The organism is Micromonospora sp. NPDC005163, assembly GCF_053599835.1.
In genome coordinates, this window is record NZ_JBSFYP010000035.1 from 35,712 (window position 1) to 50,797 (window position 15,086).

Below are 15,086 nucleotides of genomic sequence, written 5' to 3' on the forward strand. Positions count from 1 at the left end.
CATCCGCCGGGGGCCTCGTCGCGTCCGGAGCTGCCCACCCAAGGACCGGGTTCGGCATGATGGAGGCATGACGACCGCACCCGAGCAGGTGTCCGTCGCGCAGCAGGGCCTGCGCCACCCGCTCGATCCCGACCCGGTCCGCTCCACCAAGGCGCGGGCGGTCTTCGCGCTGGGGCTGCTCGGCATGCTGACCGGCCTGTTCATCGGCGGGGTGGTGCCCGCGACGGTGGCACTCCACCTGGCGCGGCAGGCGCGCCGGGAGGCGTACGCCTCGGGGGGCTTTCTGACCGGTGGCGTCTGGCTGCGGCGAGGGGAGCGGCTGGCCTGGGCCGGTCTGGCGCTGGCCGCGGTCAGCATGGTGGCCGCGGTGGTGATCGGGGTGGTCCGGTTGGCCGGCGCGCCGTTCGGCCACGACTACCCCGCGAACATGGACTGAGCCGCCCGCGGCCGCGCCCGTCGGGGCGGCGGCGCCCCGGCGGTAGCCTGACGGGTGTCCGCCGTGCGGCGGTGGCGGCCCTGTGACAGGAGGACCTCGTGACGGAACCGGCGCGGCCCCCGGCGGACGATCCGGCCGGGCACCCTGGCGCGTCGGCCCCCGGCCCGGGCGGGTCCGAGCCGAGCGGCTGGGCGCGACCCGACCCGAGCGGGCAGCCGGGATCGCCCGCAGCCTCACCCGGCCCGGGTACGCCGCCCGACTGGGGCAACCCACCCCCGACCGTGCCCGGTTGGGGTGCGCCGGCCCATCCCGCGTCGGCCCCCGGTTGGGGGGCGCCGCCGCCCGGTTGGGGTGCGACCCCGCCTGGTTCCGGTCACCCGTACCCGGTGCCGCCCGGTTGGGGGCAGCCGTCGTCCGGCCCGGCGGGCGGGCACGGTGCGCCGGCGGGATGGGGGCAGGCGATGCCGGGTCACGGCCCCGGCTGGGTCCCGACGCCGGGTCGGCCGGTGCCACCGCCGCCCACCGACGACCAGCGCCGGCCGCCGAAGCGGGTGGAGTCGGTGTCGGGCACCCCGTTCGGTGTCGTCTACCTGGATGTGCCCCCGGTCACCTCGGGGCTGGCCGTCGGGGCGCTGCTGGCCGGGATCGCGTCGATCCTGGTCTCGCTGCTGGTGATCTGTTTCGGGGCGCTCGGCGCAAACGCCGGCGGGGTCTGGGCGTCCGGGGCGTTCACCGTGCTCGGCGTGCTGGCCGGGGTGGCGGCGACCGGCGCCGGCCTGCTCGGTCAGCGGCAGATCCGCCGGCCGGCCCAACCGCCGGCGGTCCGCTTCACCGGCCGGGGCCTGGCCGTCGCGGGGATCAGCTGCGGGGCGGCGGGGGCACTGCTGAGCCTGCTGGGTCTGGGCCTGGCGCTGGCGATCTCCCTGGCGTGAGGCCGGTCACCCTCCGATCGGGCGCCCGGCCTGGTTGACGCGGGTCGCGCGTCGGGTCGTCGGTGCCCGCCTCGGGGGCGACGGGTGGTTCCTCCGGAGAAGCCGGTACACTTGTGCCTGTAGGTGCCCATCGCGGGCGACGGGGCAGGACGAGATCCGGTCGGCGGGTGTGAGACGTTCGCCGGGCCATTCCGTTTTGACCTGGGCGGCTGTGGTAGGTACTCTTTCCCCTTGTGCCCGGGCGTGCCCGGGCAACTCGTGCGTGCGCTGGATCCGGAGTCCGGACGGCGGCACGACAAGCCAAAGATCCGGGGCGGGGCGACTCGCGTGCCGGTGACAGAACCCGGTACGTCCGCGCCAGCGTCCGCACCGGGACCGTGAGTTGGGCGACACGCCCGACCGCGGGTGCCGGGACCTCCGCAAGGTGGCCCTGGCCGGAATGTAGGAGAGCCGGTCATCAGGCCGGCTAACGAGCAGACGGCGCGGCCGCAACACTGCGGCCGAAGGGAGCGGAGAAACCCGGTGCCCACGATCCAGCAGCTGGTCCGAAAGGGCCGCCAGGCAAAGACGAGCAAGACCAAGACCCCGGCGCTGAAGGGTTCCCCTCAGCGGCGCGGCGTGTGCACCCGCGTGTACACCACCACCCCGAAGAAGCCGAACTCAGCGCTGCGCAAGGTCGCTCGTGTGAAGCTCAGCAGCCAGATCGAGGTGACCGCCTACATCCCGGGCGTCGGTCACAACCTGCAGGAGCACTCGATCGTGCTCGTTCGCGGCGGCCGGGTGAAGGACCTCCCCGGCGTGCGTTACAAGATCGTCCGCGGCTCGCTGGACACCCAGGGTGTCCGCAACCGCAAGCAGGCGCGCAGCCGTTACGGCGCGAAGAAGGAGAAGAGCTGACATGCCGCGTAAGGGACCCGCTCCGCGGCGGCCGCTGGTCGCTGACCCGGTGTACAACTCGCCGCTGGTCACCCAGCTGGTGAACAAGATCCTGCTCCGTGGCAAGCGCCAGCTCGCCGAATCCATCGTGTACGCGGCCCTCGAGGGCTGCCGCGAGAAGTCCGGCACCGACCCGGTCGTCACCCTCAAGCGGGCGATGGACAACGTCAAGCCGACCCTCGAGGTGCGTAGCCGTCGTGTCGGTGGCGCCACCTACCAGGTTCCGGTCGAGGTTCGCCCCACGCGGGCGACCACGCTGGGCCTGCGCTGGCTGGTCACGTACTCCCGCGCTCGGCGTGAGAAGACCATGGTCGAGCGGCTGATGAACGAGCTGCTGGACGCGAGCAACGGCCTCGGTGCCGCCGTCAAGCGGCGCGAGGACACGCACAAGATGGCCGAGTCCAACAAGGCCTTCGCGCACTACCGCTGGTAACACCCTGGTTCCGGCGCCCTCGGGCGCCGGAACCGCCACCAGTTGAGTCGAGACGACGATAAGTAGGGATTGAAGTGGCCGCCGCAGACGCGCTCGCCAACGTACGCAACATCGGCATCATGGCGCACATCGATGCCGGTAAGACCACGACCACCGAGCGGATCCTGTTCTACACCGGCATCACGTACAAGATCGGTGAGGTCCACGAGGGCGCTGCCGTCATGGACTGGATGGAGCAGGAGCAGGAGCGTGGTATCACCATCACCTCCGCTGCTACCAAGTGTGAGTGGAAGGGCCACACGATCCAGATCATCGACACGCCTGGCCACGTCGACTTCACGGTCGAGGTCGAGCGGTCGCTGCGCGTGCTGGATGGTGCGGTCGCGGTCTACGACGGTGTCGCCGGCGTGGAGCCGCAGACGGAGAACGTCTGGCGGCAGGCCGACAAGTACAACGTCCCGCGGATGTGCTTCGTCAACAAGCTCGACCGGACCGGCGCCGACTTCTTCCGCTGCGTGCAGATGATGATCGACCGGCTCAACGCCACCCCGCTGGTGCTCCAGATCCCGATCGGGCTCGAGGGCGACCACATCGGCGTCGTCGACCTGATCGGCATGCGCGCGCTCACCTGGCGTGGGGAGACCCAGAAGGGTGACGACTACGCGGTCGAGGAGATCCCGGCCGAGCTGGCCGACTCCGCGGCCGAGTGGCGCGAGAAGCTGATGGAGACCCTGGCCGACGTCGACGACACGGTGATGGAGAAGTACCTGGAAGGCGAAGAGGTCTCCGTCGAGGAGATCAAGGCCGCCATCCGGCGCGCCACCATCGGCGGCAAGGCCAACCCGGTGCTCTGCGGCTCGGCGTTCAAGAACAAGGGCGTCCAGCCGATGCTTGACGCCGTGGTCGACTTCCTGCCGTCGCCGCTGGACGTTCCGGCGATCGAGGGTACGGCCACCGACGGCGAGACCCCGCTGATTCGGAAGCCGTCCAAGTCGGAGCCGTTCTCCGGGCTGGCCTTCAAGATCCAGACAGACAAGCACCTGGGCAAGCTCACCTACGTCCGGGTCTACTCCGGCCTGCTCGAATCCGGCTCCCAGGTGGTCAACTCCACCAAGGACCGCAAGGAGCGGATCGGCAAGATCTACCAGATGCACGCCAACAAGCGGGAAGAGCGTCCGTCGGCGCAGGCCGGCGACATCATCGCGGTGCAGGGCCTCAAGCAGACCACCACCGGCGACACGCTCTCCGACCCGGCGAACCCGGTGATCCTGGAGTCGATGACCTTCCCGGAGCCGGTCATCTCGGTGGCGATCGAGCCGAAGACCAAGTCCGACCAGGAGAAGCTGGGCGCGGCCATCCAGCGGCTGGCCGAGGAGGACCCGACCTTCCGCGTCCGGCTGGACGAGGAGACCGGTCAGACGGTCATCTCCGGCATGGGCGAGCTGCACCTGGACATCCTGGTCGACCGGATGCGGCGTGAGTTCAACGTCGAGGCCAATGTCGGCAAGCCGCAGGTGGCGTACCGCGAGACCATCCGCCGCAAGGTGGACAAGGTCGAGTACACCCACAAGAAGCAGACCGGTGGTTCCGGCCAGTACGCGCGGGTCATCGTGAGCATCGAGCCGCTGCCGCTGGACAACGACTCGCCGACCTACGAGTTCGCGAACGCCGTTAGCGGTGGCCGCATCCCCCGGGAGTTCATCCCGTCAGTGGACGCGGGCGCGCAGGACGCCATGCAGTACGGCATCCTTGCCGGCTTCCCGCTGGTCGGTGTGAAGCTGACCCTGCTGGACGGCCAGTACCACGAGGTCGACTCGTCGGAAATGGCATTCAAGATCGCAGGCTCGATGGTGATGAAGGACGCGGCCCGCAAGGCCGACCCGGCGTTGCTCGAGCCGATGATGGCCGTTGAGGTCACCACTCCTGAGGAGAACATGGGTGACGTCATCGGCGACCTCAACTCCCGCCGCGGCCTGATCCAGGCGATGGAGGAGCGCAGTGGCGCCCGCATCGTGAGGGCTCTGGTGCCGTTGTCGGAGATGTTCGGCTACGTCGGCGACCTGCGGTCGAAGACCCAGGGCCGGGCTAGCTACAGCATGCAGTTCGACTCCTACGCGGAGGTTCCGCAGAACGTCGCGAAGGAGATCATCGCCAAGGCAACGGGCGAGTAACGTCCCCGAGCAGCTGATTCGTGGTCGGTCGCGGGAGCGTTCACCCGCCCGCGGCCACCACGATCGGGTTGCGTGAGACCGGGCCTGTAGGCTTCATCGCCGCAGAACCCACAAAAGCTCTCCGGCCATCAGGCCGGAAAGGCTGTCGACAGAGTCCTAAGCGCCGACCGGCGCGCCGGGCGTACGAACCAAGAAGTCCACAGGAGGACACCAGTGGCGAAGGCGAAGTTCGAGCGGACTAAGCCGCACGTCAACATCGGCACCATTGGTCACATCGACCACGGTAAGACGACGCTGACGGCGGCCATCACCAAGGTCCTGCACGACCAGTACCCCGACCTGAACCCTTACACGCCGTTCGACGAGATCGACAAGGCGCCGGAGGAGAAGGCCCGCGGCATCACGATCTCGATCGCGCACGTCGAGTACCAGACCGAGGCGCGGCACTACGCGCACGTCGACTGCCCCGGCCACGCGGACTACATCAAGAACATGATCACCGGTGCCGCGCAGATGGACGGCGCGATCCTGGTGGTCGCGGCGACCGACGGCCCGATGCCGCAGACCCGCGAGCACGTGCTGCTGGCCCGTCAGGTTGGCGTTCCGTACATCGTCGTGGCGCTCAACAAGAGCGACATGGTCGACGACGAGGAGCTCCTGGAGCTCGTCGAGCTCGAGGTGCGCGAGCTGCTCTCCTCGCAGGAGTACCCGGGTGACGACCTGCCGGTCGTCCGTGTCTCGGCGCTGAAGGCCCTCGAGGGTGACCCCGAGTGGACCGGCAAGCTGCTGGACCTGATGACCGCGGTCGACACCTCGATCCCCCAGCCGGAGCGGGATGTCGACAAGCCGTTCCTGATGCCCGTCGAGGATGTGTTCACGATCACCGGTCGTGGCACCGTCGTCACCGGGCGGGTGGAGCGCGGCGTGCTGCTGCCGAACGAGGACGTTGAGCTCGTCGGCATCAGGGAGAAGAGCTTCAAGACCAAGGTCACCGCGATCGAGATGTTCCGGAAGACCCTGGACGACGCCCGCGCAGGTGAGAACGTCGGCCTGCTGCTGCGTGGCACCAAGCGCGACGAGGTCGAGCGCGGCATGGTCGTCGTGAAGCCGGGCTCGAACACCCCGCACACGGAGTTCGAGGCGACGGTCTACATCCTCTCCAAGGAGGAGGGCGGCCGGCACACCCCGTTCTTCCAGAACTACCGTCCGCAGTTCTACTTCCGCACCACGGACGTCACCGGTGTCGTCACTCTCCCCGAGGGCACCGAGATGGTCATGCCGGGTGACAACACCACCATGTCGGTGAAGCTGATCCAGCCCATCGCCATGGAGGAGAACCTCAAGTTCGCGATCCGCGAGGGCGGCCGCACCGTCGGCGCCGGGTTCGTCACCAAGATCATGAAGTGAACTAGGTAACCCCGATTAGACCCGCCGCCGGTCGTGCGGCATACTAGTCAGGTTGCGTAACGACAGTTCGTCGCCTGTGTTCGGCTCTCGCTGAACCTCCGGGTGACGGGACAGTCGAGCGTAGGGTGGTTGGCGGCCTCGCCGCCAACCACCCTCGCACGGCGTTCAGGTCGCGGTAATTGCGATCGGCGCCTTGACCCACCGCGCGGTCAGCACCGCTCTGGAGTCCCAGGGCGGAGCCCGGCCCGAGGGCGCGACACGCCCGACCGCGGGGGTCGGCGAAGTGGGCCTGTGCCAGCCGGCACAGGCGCCCGCAACACAGCGGCATCGAGAGAAGGAACAGAAGCCACCATGGCGGGACAGAAGATCCGCATCCGGCTCAAGGCCTATGACCACGAGGTCGTCGACTCCTCGGCTCGGAAGATCGTCGAGACGGTGACGCGCACCGGGGCGCAGGTCGCGGGCCCGGTGCCGCTGCCCACGGAGATCAACCGTTTCTGCGTTATCCGCTCGCCGCACAAGTACAAGGACTCGCGCGAGCACTTCGAGATGCGCACGCACAAGCGGCTGATCGACATCATCGACCCGACCCCGAAGACGGTCGACTCGCTCATGCGCCTCGACCTGCCGGCTGGCGTCGACATCGAGATCAAGCTGTAGGGACCGGACAAATGGACAGGCAAGTCAAGGGGATCCTGGGCGCCAAGCTCGGCATGACCCAGGTCTGGGAGAACAACCGTGTTGTTCCCGTGACCGTGGTCGAGGCCGGCCCGTGCGTCATCAGCCAGGTTCGTAGCGCCGAGAAGGACGGTTACTCCGCGGTCCAGCTGGCGTACGGCATCATCGACCCGCGCAAGGTCAAGAAGCCGATCAGCGGCCACTACGCCAAGGCGGACGTGGCGCCGCGCCGGCACATCGTCGAGCTGCGCACCGCGGACGCTGGGGAATACTCGCTCGGCCAGGAAGTCACGGTCGAGGAGTTCCCGGCCGGCGTCACCATCGACGTCACCGGCAAGACCAAGGGCAAGGGCTACGCCGGCCCGATGAAGCGGCACGGCTTCCACGGCCTGGGTGCCGGTCACGGTGTCGAGCGGAAGCACCGCTCGCCCGGCTCCATCGGCGCCTGCGCCACTCCGGGTCGTGTCTTCAAGGGCACCCGGATGGCCGGCCGGATGGGTGGCGTTCGCTACACCGTGCAGAACCTCACCGTCCAGGCGGTCGACACCGAGAACAACCTGCTGCTCGTCCGGGGTGCCATCCCTGGTCCCAAGGGCGCGCTGGTTCTGGTCCGTACCGCGGCCAAGAGCAAGGTGAAGAAGGGCGGTGCGGCCAAGTGACCACCGTTGACGTGCGCACCGTCGAAGGCAGCACCAGCGGCTCCGTCGAGCTGCCGGCTGACATCTTCGACGTGCAGGCCAACGTCGCGCTGATGCACCAGGTCGTGGTGGCCCAGCTCGCGGCGGCCCGACAGGGCACGCACAAGACCAAGACCCGCGGCGAGGTCGCCGGTGGCGGCAAGAAGCCGTACAAGCAGAAGGGCACCGGTCGCGCCCGGCAGGGCTCGATCCGCGCGCCGCAGTTCGCCGGCGGTGGCGTGGTGCACGGTCCCGTGCCGCGCGACTACAGCCAGCGGACCCCGAAGAAGATGAAGGCCGCCGCGCTGCGGGGTGCCCTCTCCGACCGGGCCCGCGCCGGGCAGGTGCATGTCGTCGAGGCGTTCGTCTCGGGCGAGAAGCCGTCGACCAAGGCGGCCCTTGCCACGCTGACCAAGCTCACCGAGGCCCGTCGGGTCCTGGTCGTGCTGAGCAGCACCGACGAACTGAACTGGGTGTCGCTGCGCAACGAGCCGCGGGTGCACCTGATCGAGTCCGGCCAGCTCAACACGTATGACGTGCTGGTGGCCGACGATGTGGTCTTCACCAAGGACGCCCTGGACGAGTTCCTGGGCGTGCCCGCCGAGACCACCGAGGAGGGTGGCAAGTGAGCACGATCGCCGACCCGCGCGACATCATCGTGGCGCCGGTCGTCTCGGAGAAGAGCTACAGCGAGCTGAACCGGAACTGGTACACCTTCCTGGTGCACCCGGACGCGAACAAGACCGAGATCAAGATCGCTATCCAGCAGATCTTCAACGTCCGCGTCCTGACGGTCAACACGCTCAACCGCCAGGGTAAGCGCAAGCGCACCAAGACCGGCTTCGGTCAGCGCAAGGCGACCAAGCGGGCGATCGTGAAGCTGGCTGACGGTGACCGCATCGAGGCCTTCGGCGGCCCGGTCAGCTGAGGGGTGTAGACAATGGCTATCCGTAAGTACAAGCCGACGACGCCGGGCCGACGTGGTTCCAGTGTCGCCGACTTCGCCGAGATCACCCGGTCCACGCCGGAGAAGTCGCTGCTGGCTCCGCTGCCGAAGAAGGGCGGGCGTAACGCCCACGGCCGGATCACCACGCGGCACCACGGTGGCGGTCACAAGCGCCAGTACCGTCTGATCGACTTCAAGCGGGTCGACAAGGACGGCGTGCCGGCGAAGGTCGCTCACATCGAGTACGACCCGAACCGCACCGCGCGCATCGCGCTGCTGCACTACGCCGACGGCGAGAAGCGGTACATCATCGCGCCGAAGGACATGAAGCAGGGCGACCGCGTCGAGTCCGGCCCGGGCGCCGACATCAAGCCGGGTAACAACCTGCCGCTGCGCAACATCCCGGTCGGTACCACCATCCACAACGTGGAGCTGCGTCCGGGTGGCGGGGCCAAGCTGGCCCGTTCCGCCGGCGTGGGCATCCAGCTGCTCGGCCGTGAGGGCGCGTACGCGACCCTGCGTATGCCGTCCGGCGAGATCCGGCGGGTGGACGTGCGTTGCCGCGCCAGCGTCGGCGAGATCGGCAACGCCGATCAGTCGAACATCAACTGGGGCAAGGCCGGCCGGATGCGGTGGAAGGGCAAGCGCCCGACCGTCCGTGGTGTCGCCATGAACCCGGTCGACCACCCGCACGGTGGTGGTGAGGGTAAGACCTCCGGTGGTCGCCACCCGGTCAACCCGCAGGGTAAGCCCGAGGGCCGCACCCGCCGTAAGGGCCAGCCGAGTGACCGGCTGATCGTCCGCCGTCGCTACGCCACGCGTAAGCGCGGCTGAGGGAGATAAGACATGCCTCGCAGCCTGAAGAAGGGCCCGTTCGTAGACGACCACCTGCTCAAGAAGGTGGAAGTTCAGAACGACAAGGGCTCCAAGAACGTGATCAAGACCTGGTCGCGGCGCTCGACGATCATCCCGGAGATGCTCGGGCACACGATCGCGGTGCACGACGGACGCAAGCACGTCCCGGTGTTCGTGACCGAGGCGATGGTCGGGCACAAGCTCGGCGAGTTCGCGCTGACCCGCACGTTCAAGGGTCACGAGAAGGACGACCGGAAGAGCCGTCGGCGCTGACGCCGCGGGCATACGGATAGAGGGAACAAGGGGTTACAGCGATGCCAGGAAAGGGCGACGCTCCGGTGCTTCCGGGCGCGCGGGCGGTTGCGCGGCACGTGCGCATCTCGCCGATGAAGGCGCGCCGGGTGGTCAACCTCGTCCGCGGCCTGCCCGCGAAGGAGGCTCTCACGGTGCTGCAGTTCGCGCCGCAGGCTGCGAGCGAGCAGGTGTACAAGGTGCTCGCTAGCGCGATCGCCAACGCGGAGAACAACGAGCGGCTGGACCCCGACGCGCTGCTCGTGAGCGAGGCGTTCGTGGACGAGGGCCCGACGATGAAGCGGTTCCAGCCGCGGGCGCAGGGCCGGGCGTACCGGATCCGCAAGCGCACCTGCCACATCACCGTGGCGGTCGAAGCGGTCGCGCCGGCAGCGCCGAGGAAGGCCGCGGCGAAGAAGGCCGCCCCGGCCACGGAGGCCGCACCGGCCGAAGCGCAGAGCAAGACGGAGGACGCCGAGTAATGGGTCAGAAGGTTCACCCCACTGGGTTCCGGCTCGGCATCTCGACCGACTGGAAGTCCCGCTGGTTCGCGGACAAGCTCTACAAGGACTACATCGGCGAGGATGTCAAGATCCGCCGGATGATGTCCAAGGGCCTCGAGCGCGCCGGCATCTCCAAGGTCGACATCGAGCGCACCCGCGACCGGGTCCGGGTCGACATCCACACCGCCCGGCCGGGCATCGTCATCGGCCGTAAGGGTGCGGAGGCCGACCGGATCCGCGGCGAGCTCGAGAAGCTCACCGGCAAGCAGGTGCAGCTGAACATCATCGAGGTGAAGAACCCCGAGTCGGACGCTCAGCTCGTCGCGCAGGGCGTGGCCGAGCAGCTGTCCAGCCGGGTCAGCTTCCGTCGGGCGATGCGCAAGGCCATGCAGTCGGCGATGAAGAACCCGGTCTGCAAGGGCATCCGTGTTCAGGTCTCGGGTCGCCTCGGCGGCGCCGAGATGAGCCGGACCGAGTTCTACCGTGAGGGCCGGGTTCCGCTGCACACGCTGCGGGCCAACATCGAGTACGGCTTCTTCGAGGCCCGTACCACGTTCGGTCGGATCGGTGTGAAGGTCTGGATCTACAAGGGCGACGCCGTCCCGGGCCGGGAGGCTCCGGCCGAGGCCGGTCCGTCCCGCCCGCGTCGTGGTGAGCGCGGCGACCGTCCCGAGCGTCCGCGCCGTGGCCGGTCGGGTTCGTCCGGCACGACGGCTGGTGGCACCGAGGCTGGCCGTGCTGCTGCGACCACCATCGCGCAGCAGGCCGAGACGCCGAGCGGCGAGCCGGTGGACAGCGCAGCTGTCGCCGCCGCGGCTGCTCCGGCAGAAACGCAGCAGGAGGGCTGACAGATGCTGATGCCGCGCAAGCCCCCGAAGGGCTTCCGCAAGCCGCACCACCCGGACCGCAGTGGCGCGTCCAAGGGTGGTAACCGGGTGGTGTTCGGCGAGTTCGGGATCCAGGCTCTCGAGCCGGCGTACGTGACCAACCGCCAGATCGAGTCGGCGCGTATCGCGATGACCCGTCACATCAAGCGTGGTGGCAAGGTCTGGATCACGATCTTCCCGGACCAGGCCCTCACCAAGAAGCCTGCCGAGACCCGGATGGGTTCCGGTAAGGGCTCGCCCGAGTGGTGGGTCGCCAACGTCAAGCCGGGGCGGGTTCTCTTCGAGATGTCCTTCCCCAACGAGCAGATCGCGCGAGAGGCCATGCGTCGCGCGATCCACAAGCTCCCGATGAAGTGCCGCATTGTTACGCGCGAAGTGGGTGAATCCTGATGGCAGCGGGCGTTAAGGCGACCGAGCTGCGTGAGCTCTCCGAAGAGGAGCTGGTCACGAAGCTGCGGGAGGCCAAGGCGGAGCTGTTCAACCTCCGCGTGCAGGCCGCAACCGGGCAGCTGGACAACAACCGGCGGCTGCAGGTCATCCGTCGGGAGATCGCCCGGATCTACACGATCATGCGTGAGCGTGAGCTGGGGCTCTCGGCCGCGCCGACTGAGGTGACTGCATCATGACCGACGAGAACACGACCGCCACCGTGCGGGCTCGCCGCAAGGTCCGTGAGGGCCTCGTGGTGAGCGACAAGATGGACAAGACCGTCGTGGTCGAGGTCGAGGACCGGGTTCGGCACGCGCTGTACGGCAAGATCATGCGCCGGACGAGCAAGCTGAAGGTCCACGACGAGCAGAACGCTGCCGGCACCGGCGACCGGGTCCTGATCATGGAGACCCGGCCGCTGAGCGCCACCAAGCGTTGGCGGATCGTGGAGATCCTGGAAAAGGCCAAGTAGCGAAGGCTCGAGCTCGCCCGGCGTTGCGTCGGGCGTTGGTTCCGCCAGGCTCCGGCCGTCCTCGGCGGCCGGAGAACCGGCAGACATAGGAGATAGACGTGATTCAGCAGGAGTCGCGACTGCGCGTCGCCGACAACACGGGTGCTCGGGAGATCCTGTGCATCCGGGTTCTCGGTGGCTCCGGTCGGCGCTACGCGAGCATCGGCGACGTCATCGTGGCCACCGTCAAGGACGCGATCCCGGGTGCCGGTGTGAAGAAGGGCGACGTCGTCAAGGCGGTCATCGTCCGCACGGCCAAGGAGAAGCGGCGGCCGGACGGCTCATACATCCGCTTCGACGAGAACGCCGCCGTCATCATCAAGGACGGCGGGGACCCGCGCGGTACCCGCATCTTCGGCCCGGTGGGCCGGGAGCTGCGGGACAAGCGGTTCATGAAGATTATTTCCCTCGCGCCGGAGGTGTTGTGACCGTGAAGGTCAAGAAGGGCGACACGGTCGTCGTCATCGCCGGCAAGGACAAGGGTGCCAAGGGCAAGGTCATTGCGGCCTACCCGCGGCAGGACAAGGTCCTGGTCGAGGGCGTGAACCGGGTCAAGAAGCACACCCGCATCAGCACCACCCAGCGTGGCGCCAAGACCGGCGGCATCGTCACCCAGGAGGCCCCGATCCACGTCTCGAACGTGCAGGTCCTGGACTCCGACGGCAAGCCGACGCGCGTCGGTTACCGGATCGACGACAACGGCCAGAAGGTCCGCATCGCGCGTAGCACCGGTAAGGACCTGTGATGACCACGGCTACCGAAAAGACCATGCCGCGCCTCAAGGAGCGGTACCGCAACGAGATCGTGGCCCAGCTGCGTGAGCAGCACAGCTACGGCAACCCCATGCAGGTGCCGCGGCTGGTCAAGATCGTCGTCAACATGGGTGTCGGCGAGGCTGCTCGCGACGCCAAGCTGATCGACGGCGCGGTCCGCGACCTCGCCACGATCACCGGCCAGAAGCCGCAGGTGCGGCGGGCGACCAAGTCCATCGCGCAGTTCAAGCTCCGCGAGGGCATGCCGATCGGCGCGAAGGTGACCCTTCGCGGTGACCGGATGTGGGAGTTCCTGGACCGGCTGCTGTCCATCGCGCTGCCGCGTATCCGCGACTTCCGCGGTCTGGACGGGCGCAAGCTCGACGGGCACGGCAACTACACGTTCGGTCTGACCGAGCAGTCGGTGTTCCACGAGATCGACCAGGACCGGATCGATCGCCAGCGGGGCATGGACATCACGGTGGTCACCACCGCCACGACCGACGACGAGGGCCGGGCGCTGCTCAAGCTCCTGGGCTTCCCGTTCAAGGAGAACTGAGATGGCCAAGAAGGCGCTGATCATCAAGGCGGCCGCGAAGCCGAAGTTCTCGGTTCGCGCGTACACCCGGTGCCAGCGGTGCGGGCGCCCGAAGGCGGTCTACCGCAAGTTCGGGCTCTGCCGGGTGTGCCTCCGGGAGATGGCCCACCGCGGTGAGCTGCCGGGTGTGTCCAAGGCTTCCTGGTAAGGGCGACCGCGTCCCGGCTGTCGGCCGGGAACTCCTGCACCGATTAGGTATTGCTCTTCGCCGTAGGCCCGGGGCCGATGCCCCGGGAACCCCGGCGAGAAAGGCTGACGAAATCCATGACGATGACCGACCCGATCGCAGACATGCTCACGCGTCTGCGTAACGCCAACCAGGCGTACCACGATCAGGTGAAGATGCCCTACTCCAAGATCAAGGCGAACATCGCCGAGGTCCTGAAGGCCGAGGGTTACATCGCCACCTGGTCGGTCGAGGAGCCCGAGGAGGGTGCCGTCGGCAAGCGACTGGTCGTCGAGCTGAAGTACGGCCAGAACCGCGAGCGGAGCCTGGCCGGCATCAAGCGCGTGTCCAAGCCCGGTCTCCGGGTGTACGCCAAGTCGGACGGGCTCCCCCGGGTGCTCGGTGGGCTGGGCGTGGCGATCATTTCGACGTCCCAGGGGCTGCTCACCGACCGGCAGGCCCGCAAGCGGAGTGTTGGCGGGGAAGTCCTCGCCTTCGTCTGGTAACGGGAGACAGGTAGAAATGTCGCGAATTGGACGTAAGTCGATCCCGGTACCAGCCGGCGTCGACATCACGATCGACGGGCAGACCGTCAAGGTCAAGGGCCCGAAGGGCCAGCTCCAGCACACCCTCGCCGAGCCGATCACGATCGAGCGGGCCGAGGACGGGCAGCTGAGCGTCAACCGCCCCAACGACGAGCGCAAGGCCAAGGAACTGCACGGCCTGAGCCGTACGCTGGTAGCCAACATGATCGTCGGCGTGACCGAGGGCTACCGCAAGAGCCTGGAGATCGCCGGCACCGGTTACCGGGTCACCGCCAAGGGCACGGACCTCGAGTTCGCGCTCGGGTTCTCGCACCCGGTGCTGGTTCCCGCACCGGCGGGCATCACCTTCACGGTGGAGCGGCCGACCCTGTTCCACGTGGCCGGCATCGACAAGCAGCAGGTCGGTGAGGTCGCCGCCAACATCCGGAAGATCCGCCCGCCGGAGCCCTACAAGGGCAAGGGTGTCAAGTACCAGGGCGAGGTCATCCGCCGCAAGGCCGGAAAGGCAGGTAAGAAGTGAGCGCCACGCTGCTCAAGCGCCGCCGCGGTGTCGCCGCCAAGCGCGCCGTTGGGCGTGCGCGTCGGCACTTCCGCGTCCGCAAGAACGTCAGCGGTACGGCCGAGCGTCCGCGCCTGGTCGTCACCCGTTCGCTGCGGCACATGGTCGCCCAGATCGTCGACGACACCAAGGGTCACACCCTGGTGTCGGCGTCGAGCCTGGACGCCTCGCTGCGCGGTGCCGAGGGCGACAAGAGCGCCCTCGCCGGCAAGGTGGGCGCGCTGCTCGCCGAGCGGGCCAAGGCCGCCGGCGTCTCCAAGGTCGTCTTCGACCGCGGTGGCAACCGGTACGCGGGGCGAGTCGCCGCGCTTGCCGACGCTGCCCGCGAAGCCGGGCTCGAGTTCTAACAACCCCGTCACGAGAGATAAGGAAGG

General features: G+C 68.3%; 24 protein-coding genes. All 24 read left to right on the top strand.

From position 1 onward, the window contains the following. The first annotated feature begins 67 nt into the window (after window positions 1-67). The 24 genes from ACWD6N_RS22965 to rplR all read left to right on the top strand — a co-directional run bounded on the left by ACWD6N_RS22965 (window position 68) and on the right by rplR (window position 15,059). Entirely contained in the window at window positions 68-436 is a 369-nt protein-coding gene (locus ACWD6N_RS22965; protein WP_387324573.1) for a hypothetical protein, read from the top strand. Window positions 437-987: 551 nt separating this feature from the next. Beyond that, the gene (locus ACWD6N_RS22970; RefSeq protein WP_387324650.1) at window positions 988-1,368 is read left to right on the top strand and encodes a hypothetical protein; all 381 of its coding nucleotides are present in this window, start codon (window positions 988-990) and stop codon (window positions 1,366-1,368) included. A 522-nt stretch (window positions 1,369-1,890) separates the two neighbouring features. After that, window positions 1,891-2,265 carry a 30S ribosomal protein S12 gene (gene rpsL, locus ACWD6N_RS22975; protein ID WP_014440718.1) on the top strand — a complete coding sequence of 125 codons (375 nt, stop codon included), beginning with the start codon at window positions 1,891-1,893 and terminating at the stop codon, window positions 2,263-2,265. 1 nt (window position 2,266) lies between these two features. Beyond that, on the top strand, window positions 2,267-2,737 hold the full coding sequence (gene rpsG / locus ACWD6N_RS22980; RefSeq protein ID WP_007465317.1) for a 30S ribosomal protein S7: 471 nt from the start codon (window positions 2,267-2,269) through the stop codon (window positions 2,735-2,737). Window positions 2,738-2,811: 74 nt separating this feature from the next. Next, entirely contained in the window at window positions 2,812-4,908 is a 2,097-nt protein-coding gene (gene fusA, locus ACWD6N_RS22985) for an elongation factor G (protein WP_387324576.1), read from the top strand. A gap of 213 nt (window positions 4,909-5,121) precedes the next feature. Further along, complete coding sequence (tuf, locus tag ACWD6N_RS22990) at window positions 5,122-6,315, top strand: elongation factor Tu (protein ID WP_354964796.1); 1,194 nt, start codon at window positions 5,122-5,124, stop codon at window positions 6,313-6,315. 351 nt (window positions 6,316-6,666) lie between these two features. Next, window positions 6,667-6,975 carry a 30S ribosomal protein S10 gene (gene rpsJ, locus ACWD6N_RS22995; protein WP_007073037.1) on the top strand — a complete coding sequence of 103 codons (309 nt, stop codon included), beginning with the start codon at window positions 6,667-6,669 and terminating at the stop codon, window positions 6,973-6,975. A gap of 11 nt (window positions 6,976-6,986) precedes the next feature. Further along, window positions 6,987-7,652 carry a 50S ribosomal protein L3 gene (gene rplC, locus ACWD6N_RS23000; RefSeq protein WP_354964795.1) on the top strand — a complete coding sequence of 222 codons (666 nt, stop codon included), beginning with the start codon at window positions 6,987-6,989 and terminating at the stop codon, window positions 7,650-7,652. Beyond that, complete coding sequence (gene rplD, locus ACWD6N_RS23005) at window positions 7,649-8,299, top strand: 50S ribosomal protein L4 (RefSeq protein WP_053653946.1); 651 nt, start codon at window positions 7,649-7,651, stop codon at window positions 8,297-8,299. The genes rplC and rplD overlap by 4 nt, the downstream gene beginning before the upstream one ends. Then, a complete protein-coding gene (rplW, locus tag ACWD6N_RS23010) occupies window positions 8,296-8,598 on the top strand; it encodes a 50S ribosomal protein L23 (protein WP_007465304.1) in 303 nt (100 codons plus the stop codon). Before rplD ends, rplW begins: the two co-directional genes overlap by 4 nt. A gap of 12 nt (window positions 8,599-8,610) precedes the next feature. Beyond that, window positions 8,611-9,450 (top strand): 50S ribosomal protein L2, encoded by an 840-nt coding sequence (gene rplB, locus ACWD6N_RS23015; protein WP_088950237.1) that lies wholly within the window; start codon window positions 8,611-8,613, stop codon window positions 9,448-9,450. 12 nt (window positions 9,451-9,462) lie between these two features. Continuing rightward, a complete protein-coding gene (gene rpsS, locus ACWD6N_RS23020; RefSeq protein ID WP_007465299.1) occupies window positions 9,463-9,744 on the top strand; it encodes a 30S ribosomal protein S19 in 282 nt (93 codons plus the stop codon). 41 nt (window positions 9,745-9,785) lie between these two features. After that, window positions 9,786-10,244 carry a 50S ribosomal protein L22 gene (gene rplV / locus ACWD6N_RS23025; protein WP_007465297.1) on the top strand — a complete coding sequence of 153 codons (459 nt, stop codon included), beginning with the start codon at window positions 9,786-9,788 and terminating at the stop codon, window positions 10,242-10,244. Further along, window positions 10,244-11,113 (top strand): 30S ribosomal protein S3, encoded by an 870-nt coding sequence (gene rpsC, locus ACWD6N_RS23030; protein WP_007465294.1) that lies wholly within the window; start codon window positions 10,244-10,246, stop codon window positions 11,111-11,113. The genes rplV and rpsC overlap by 1 nt, the downstream gene beginning before the upstream one ends. A gap of 3 nt (window positions 11,114-11,116) precedes the next feature. Then, a complete protein-coding gene (rplP, locus tag ACWD6N_RS23035; RefSeq protein ID WP_007465292.1) occupies window positions 11,117-11,542 on the top strand; it encodes a 50S ribosomal protein L16 in 426 nt (141 codons plus the stop codon). Next, window positions 11,542-11,778, top strand: coding sequence for a 50S ribosomal protein L29 (rpmC, locus tag ACWD6N_RS23040; RefSeq protein WP_007465283.1), 237 nt, complete (start codon window positions 11,542-11,544; stop codon window positions 11,776-11,778). The genes rplP and rpmC overlap by 1 nt, the downstream gene beginning before the upstream one ends. Then, window positions 11,775-12,053, top strand: a complete 279-nt coding sequence (gene rpsQ / locus ACWD6N_RS23045; protein ID WP_089018945.1) for a 30S ribosomal protein S17 — start codon at window positions 11,775-11,777, stop codon at window positions 12,051-12,053. The genes rpmC and rpsQ overlap by 4 nt, the downstream gene beginning before the upstream one ends. Window positions 12,054-12,151: 98 nt before the next feature. After that, the gene (gene rplN, locus ACWD6N_RS23050; RefSeq protein ID WP_015619002.1) at window positions 12,152-12,520 is read left to right on the top strand and encodes a 50S ribosomal protein L14; all 369 of its coding nucleotides are present in this window, start codon (window positions 12,152-12,154) and stop codon (window positions 12,518-12,520) included. After that, window positions 12,517-12,837, top strand: a complete 321-nt coding sequence (rplX, locus tag ACWD6N_RS23055) for a 50S ribosomal protein L24 (RefSeq protein ID WP_007465276.1) — start codon at window positions 12,517-12,519, stop codon at window positions 12,835-12,837. The genes rplN and rplX overlap by 4 nt, the downstream gene beginning before the upstream one ends. After that, window positions 12,837-13,403, top strand: a complete 567-nt coding sequence (gene rplE, locus ACWD6N_RS23060; protein WP_074314595.1) for a 50S ribosomal protein L5 — start codon at window positions 12,837-12,839, stop codon at window positions 13,401-13,403. The genes rplX and rplE overlap by 1 nt, the downstream gene beginning before the upstream one ends. A 1-nt stretch (window position 13,404) precedes the next feature. Further along, window positions 13,405-13,590: a type Z 30S ribosomal protein S14 gene (locus ACWD6N_RS23065; RefSeq protein ID WP_074314593.1), complete on the top strand. Its 186-nt coding sequence runs from the start codon at window positions 13,405-13,407 to the stop codon at window positions 13,588-13,590. A 116-nt stretch (window positions 13,591-13,706) separates the two neighbouring features. Next, window positions 13,707-14,114: a 30S ribosomal protein S8 gene (gene rpsH, locus ACWD6N_RS23070; RefSeq protein ID WP_007465270.1), complete on the top strand. Its 408-nt coding sequence runs from the start codon at window positions 13,707-13,709 to the stop codon at window positions 14,112-14,114. Window positions 14,115-14,130: 16 nt separating this feature from the next. Next, a complete protein-coding gene (gene rplF, locus ACWD6N_RS23075; protein WP_074314591.1) occupies window positions 14,131-14,673 on the top strand; it encodes a 50S ribosomal protein L6 in 543 nt (180 codons plus the stop codon). Continuing rightward, window positions 14,670-15,059 (top strand): 50S ribosomal protein L18, encoded by a 390-nt coding sequence (gene rplR / locus ACWD6N_RS23080; protein ID WP_354964793.1) that lies wholly within the window; start codon window positions 14,670-14,672, stop codon window positions 15,057-15,059. Before rplF ends, rplR begins: the two co-directional genes overlap by 4 nt. Window positions 15,060-15,086: the final 27 nt, after the last annotated feature.

What these genes read in the sequence shown, in the direction of transcription:
- ACWD6N_RS23065 (WP_074314593.1), top strand. Translation starts at nt 13,405, where the DNA reads ATGGCCAAGAAGGCGCTGATCATCAAGGCGGCCGCGAAGCCGAAGTTC.
- rpsJ (WP_007073037.1), top strand. Translation starts at nt 6,667, where the DNA reads ATGGCGGGACAGAAGATCCGCATCCGGCTCAAGGCCTATGACCACGAG.
- rplC (WP_354964795.1), top strand. Translation starts at nt 6,987, where the DNA reads ATGGACAGGCAAGTCAAGGGGATCCTGGGCGCCAAGCTCGGCATGACC.
- rplE (WP_074314595.1), top strand. Translation starts at nt 12,837, where the DNA reads ATGACCACGGCTACCGAAAAGACCATGCCGCGCCTCAAGGAGCGGTAC.
- ACWD6N_RS22965 (WP_387324573.1), top strand. Translation starts at nt 68, where the DNA reads ATGACGACCGCACCCGAGCAGGTGTCCGTCGCGCAGCAGGGCCTGCGC.
- rplP (WP_007465292.1), top strand. Translation starts at nt 11,117, where the DNA reads ATGCTGATGCCGCGCAAGCCCCCGAAGGGCTTCCGCAAGCCGCACCAC.
- rpsQ (WP_089018945.1), top strand. Translation starts at nt 11,775, where the DNA reads ATGACCGACGAGAACACGACCGCCACCGTGCGGGCTCGCCGCAAGGTC.
- rpsH (WP_007465270.1), top strand. Translation starts at nt 13,707, where the DNA reads ATGACGATGACCGACCCGATCGCAGACATGCTCACGCGTCTGCGTAAC.
- rplV (WP_007465297.1), top strand. Translation starts at nt 9,786, where the DNA reads ATGCCAGGAAAGGGCGACGCTCCGGTGCTTCCGGGCGCGCGGGCGGTT.
- rpsS (WP_007465299.1), top strand. Translation starts at nt 9,463, where the DNA reads ATGCCTCGCAGCCTGAAGAAGGGCCCGTTCGTAGACGACCACCTGCTC.
- rplB (WP_088950237.1), top strand. Translation starts at nt 8,611, where the DNA reads ATGGCTATCCGTAAGTACAAGCCGACGACGCCGGGCCGACGTGGTTCC.
- rplF (WP_074314591.1), top strand. Translation starts at nt 14,131, where the DNA reads ATGTCGCGAATTGGACGTAAGTCGATCCCGGTACCAGCCGGCGTCGAC.
- rpmC (WP_007465283.1), top strand. Translation starts at nt 11,542, where the DNA reads ATGGCAGCGGGCGTTAAGGCGACCGAGCTGCGTGAGCTCTCCGAAGAG.
- rpsG (WP_007465317.1), top strand. Translation starts at nt 2,267, where the DNA reads ATGCCGCGTAAGGGACCCGCTCCGCGGCGGCCGCTGGTCGCTGACCCG.
- rpsC (WP_007465294.1), top strand. Translation starts at nt 10,244, where the DNA reads ATGGGTCAGAAGGTTCACCCCACTGGGTTCCGGCTCGGCATCTCGACC.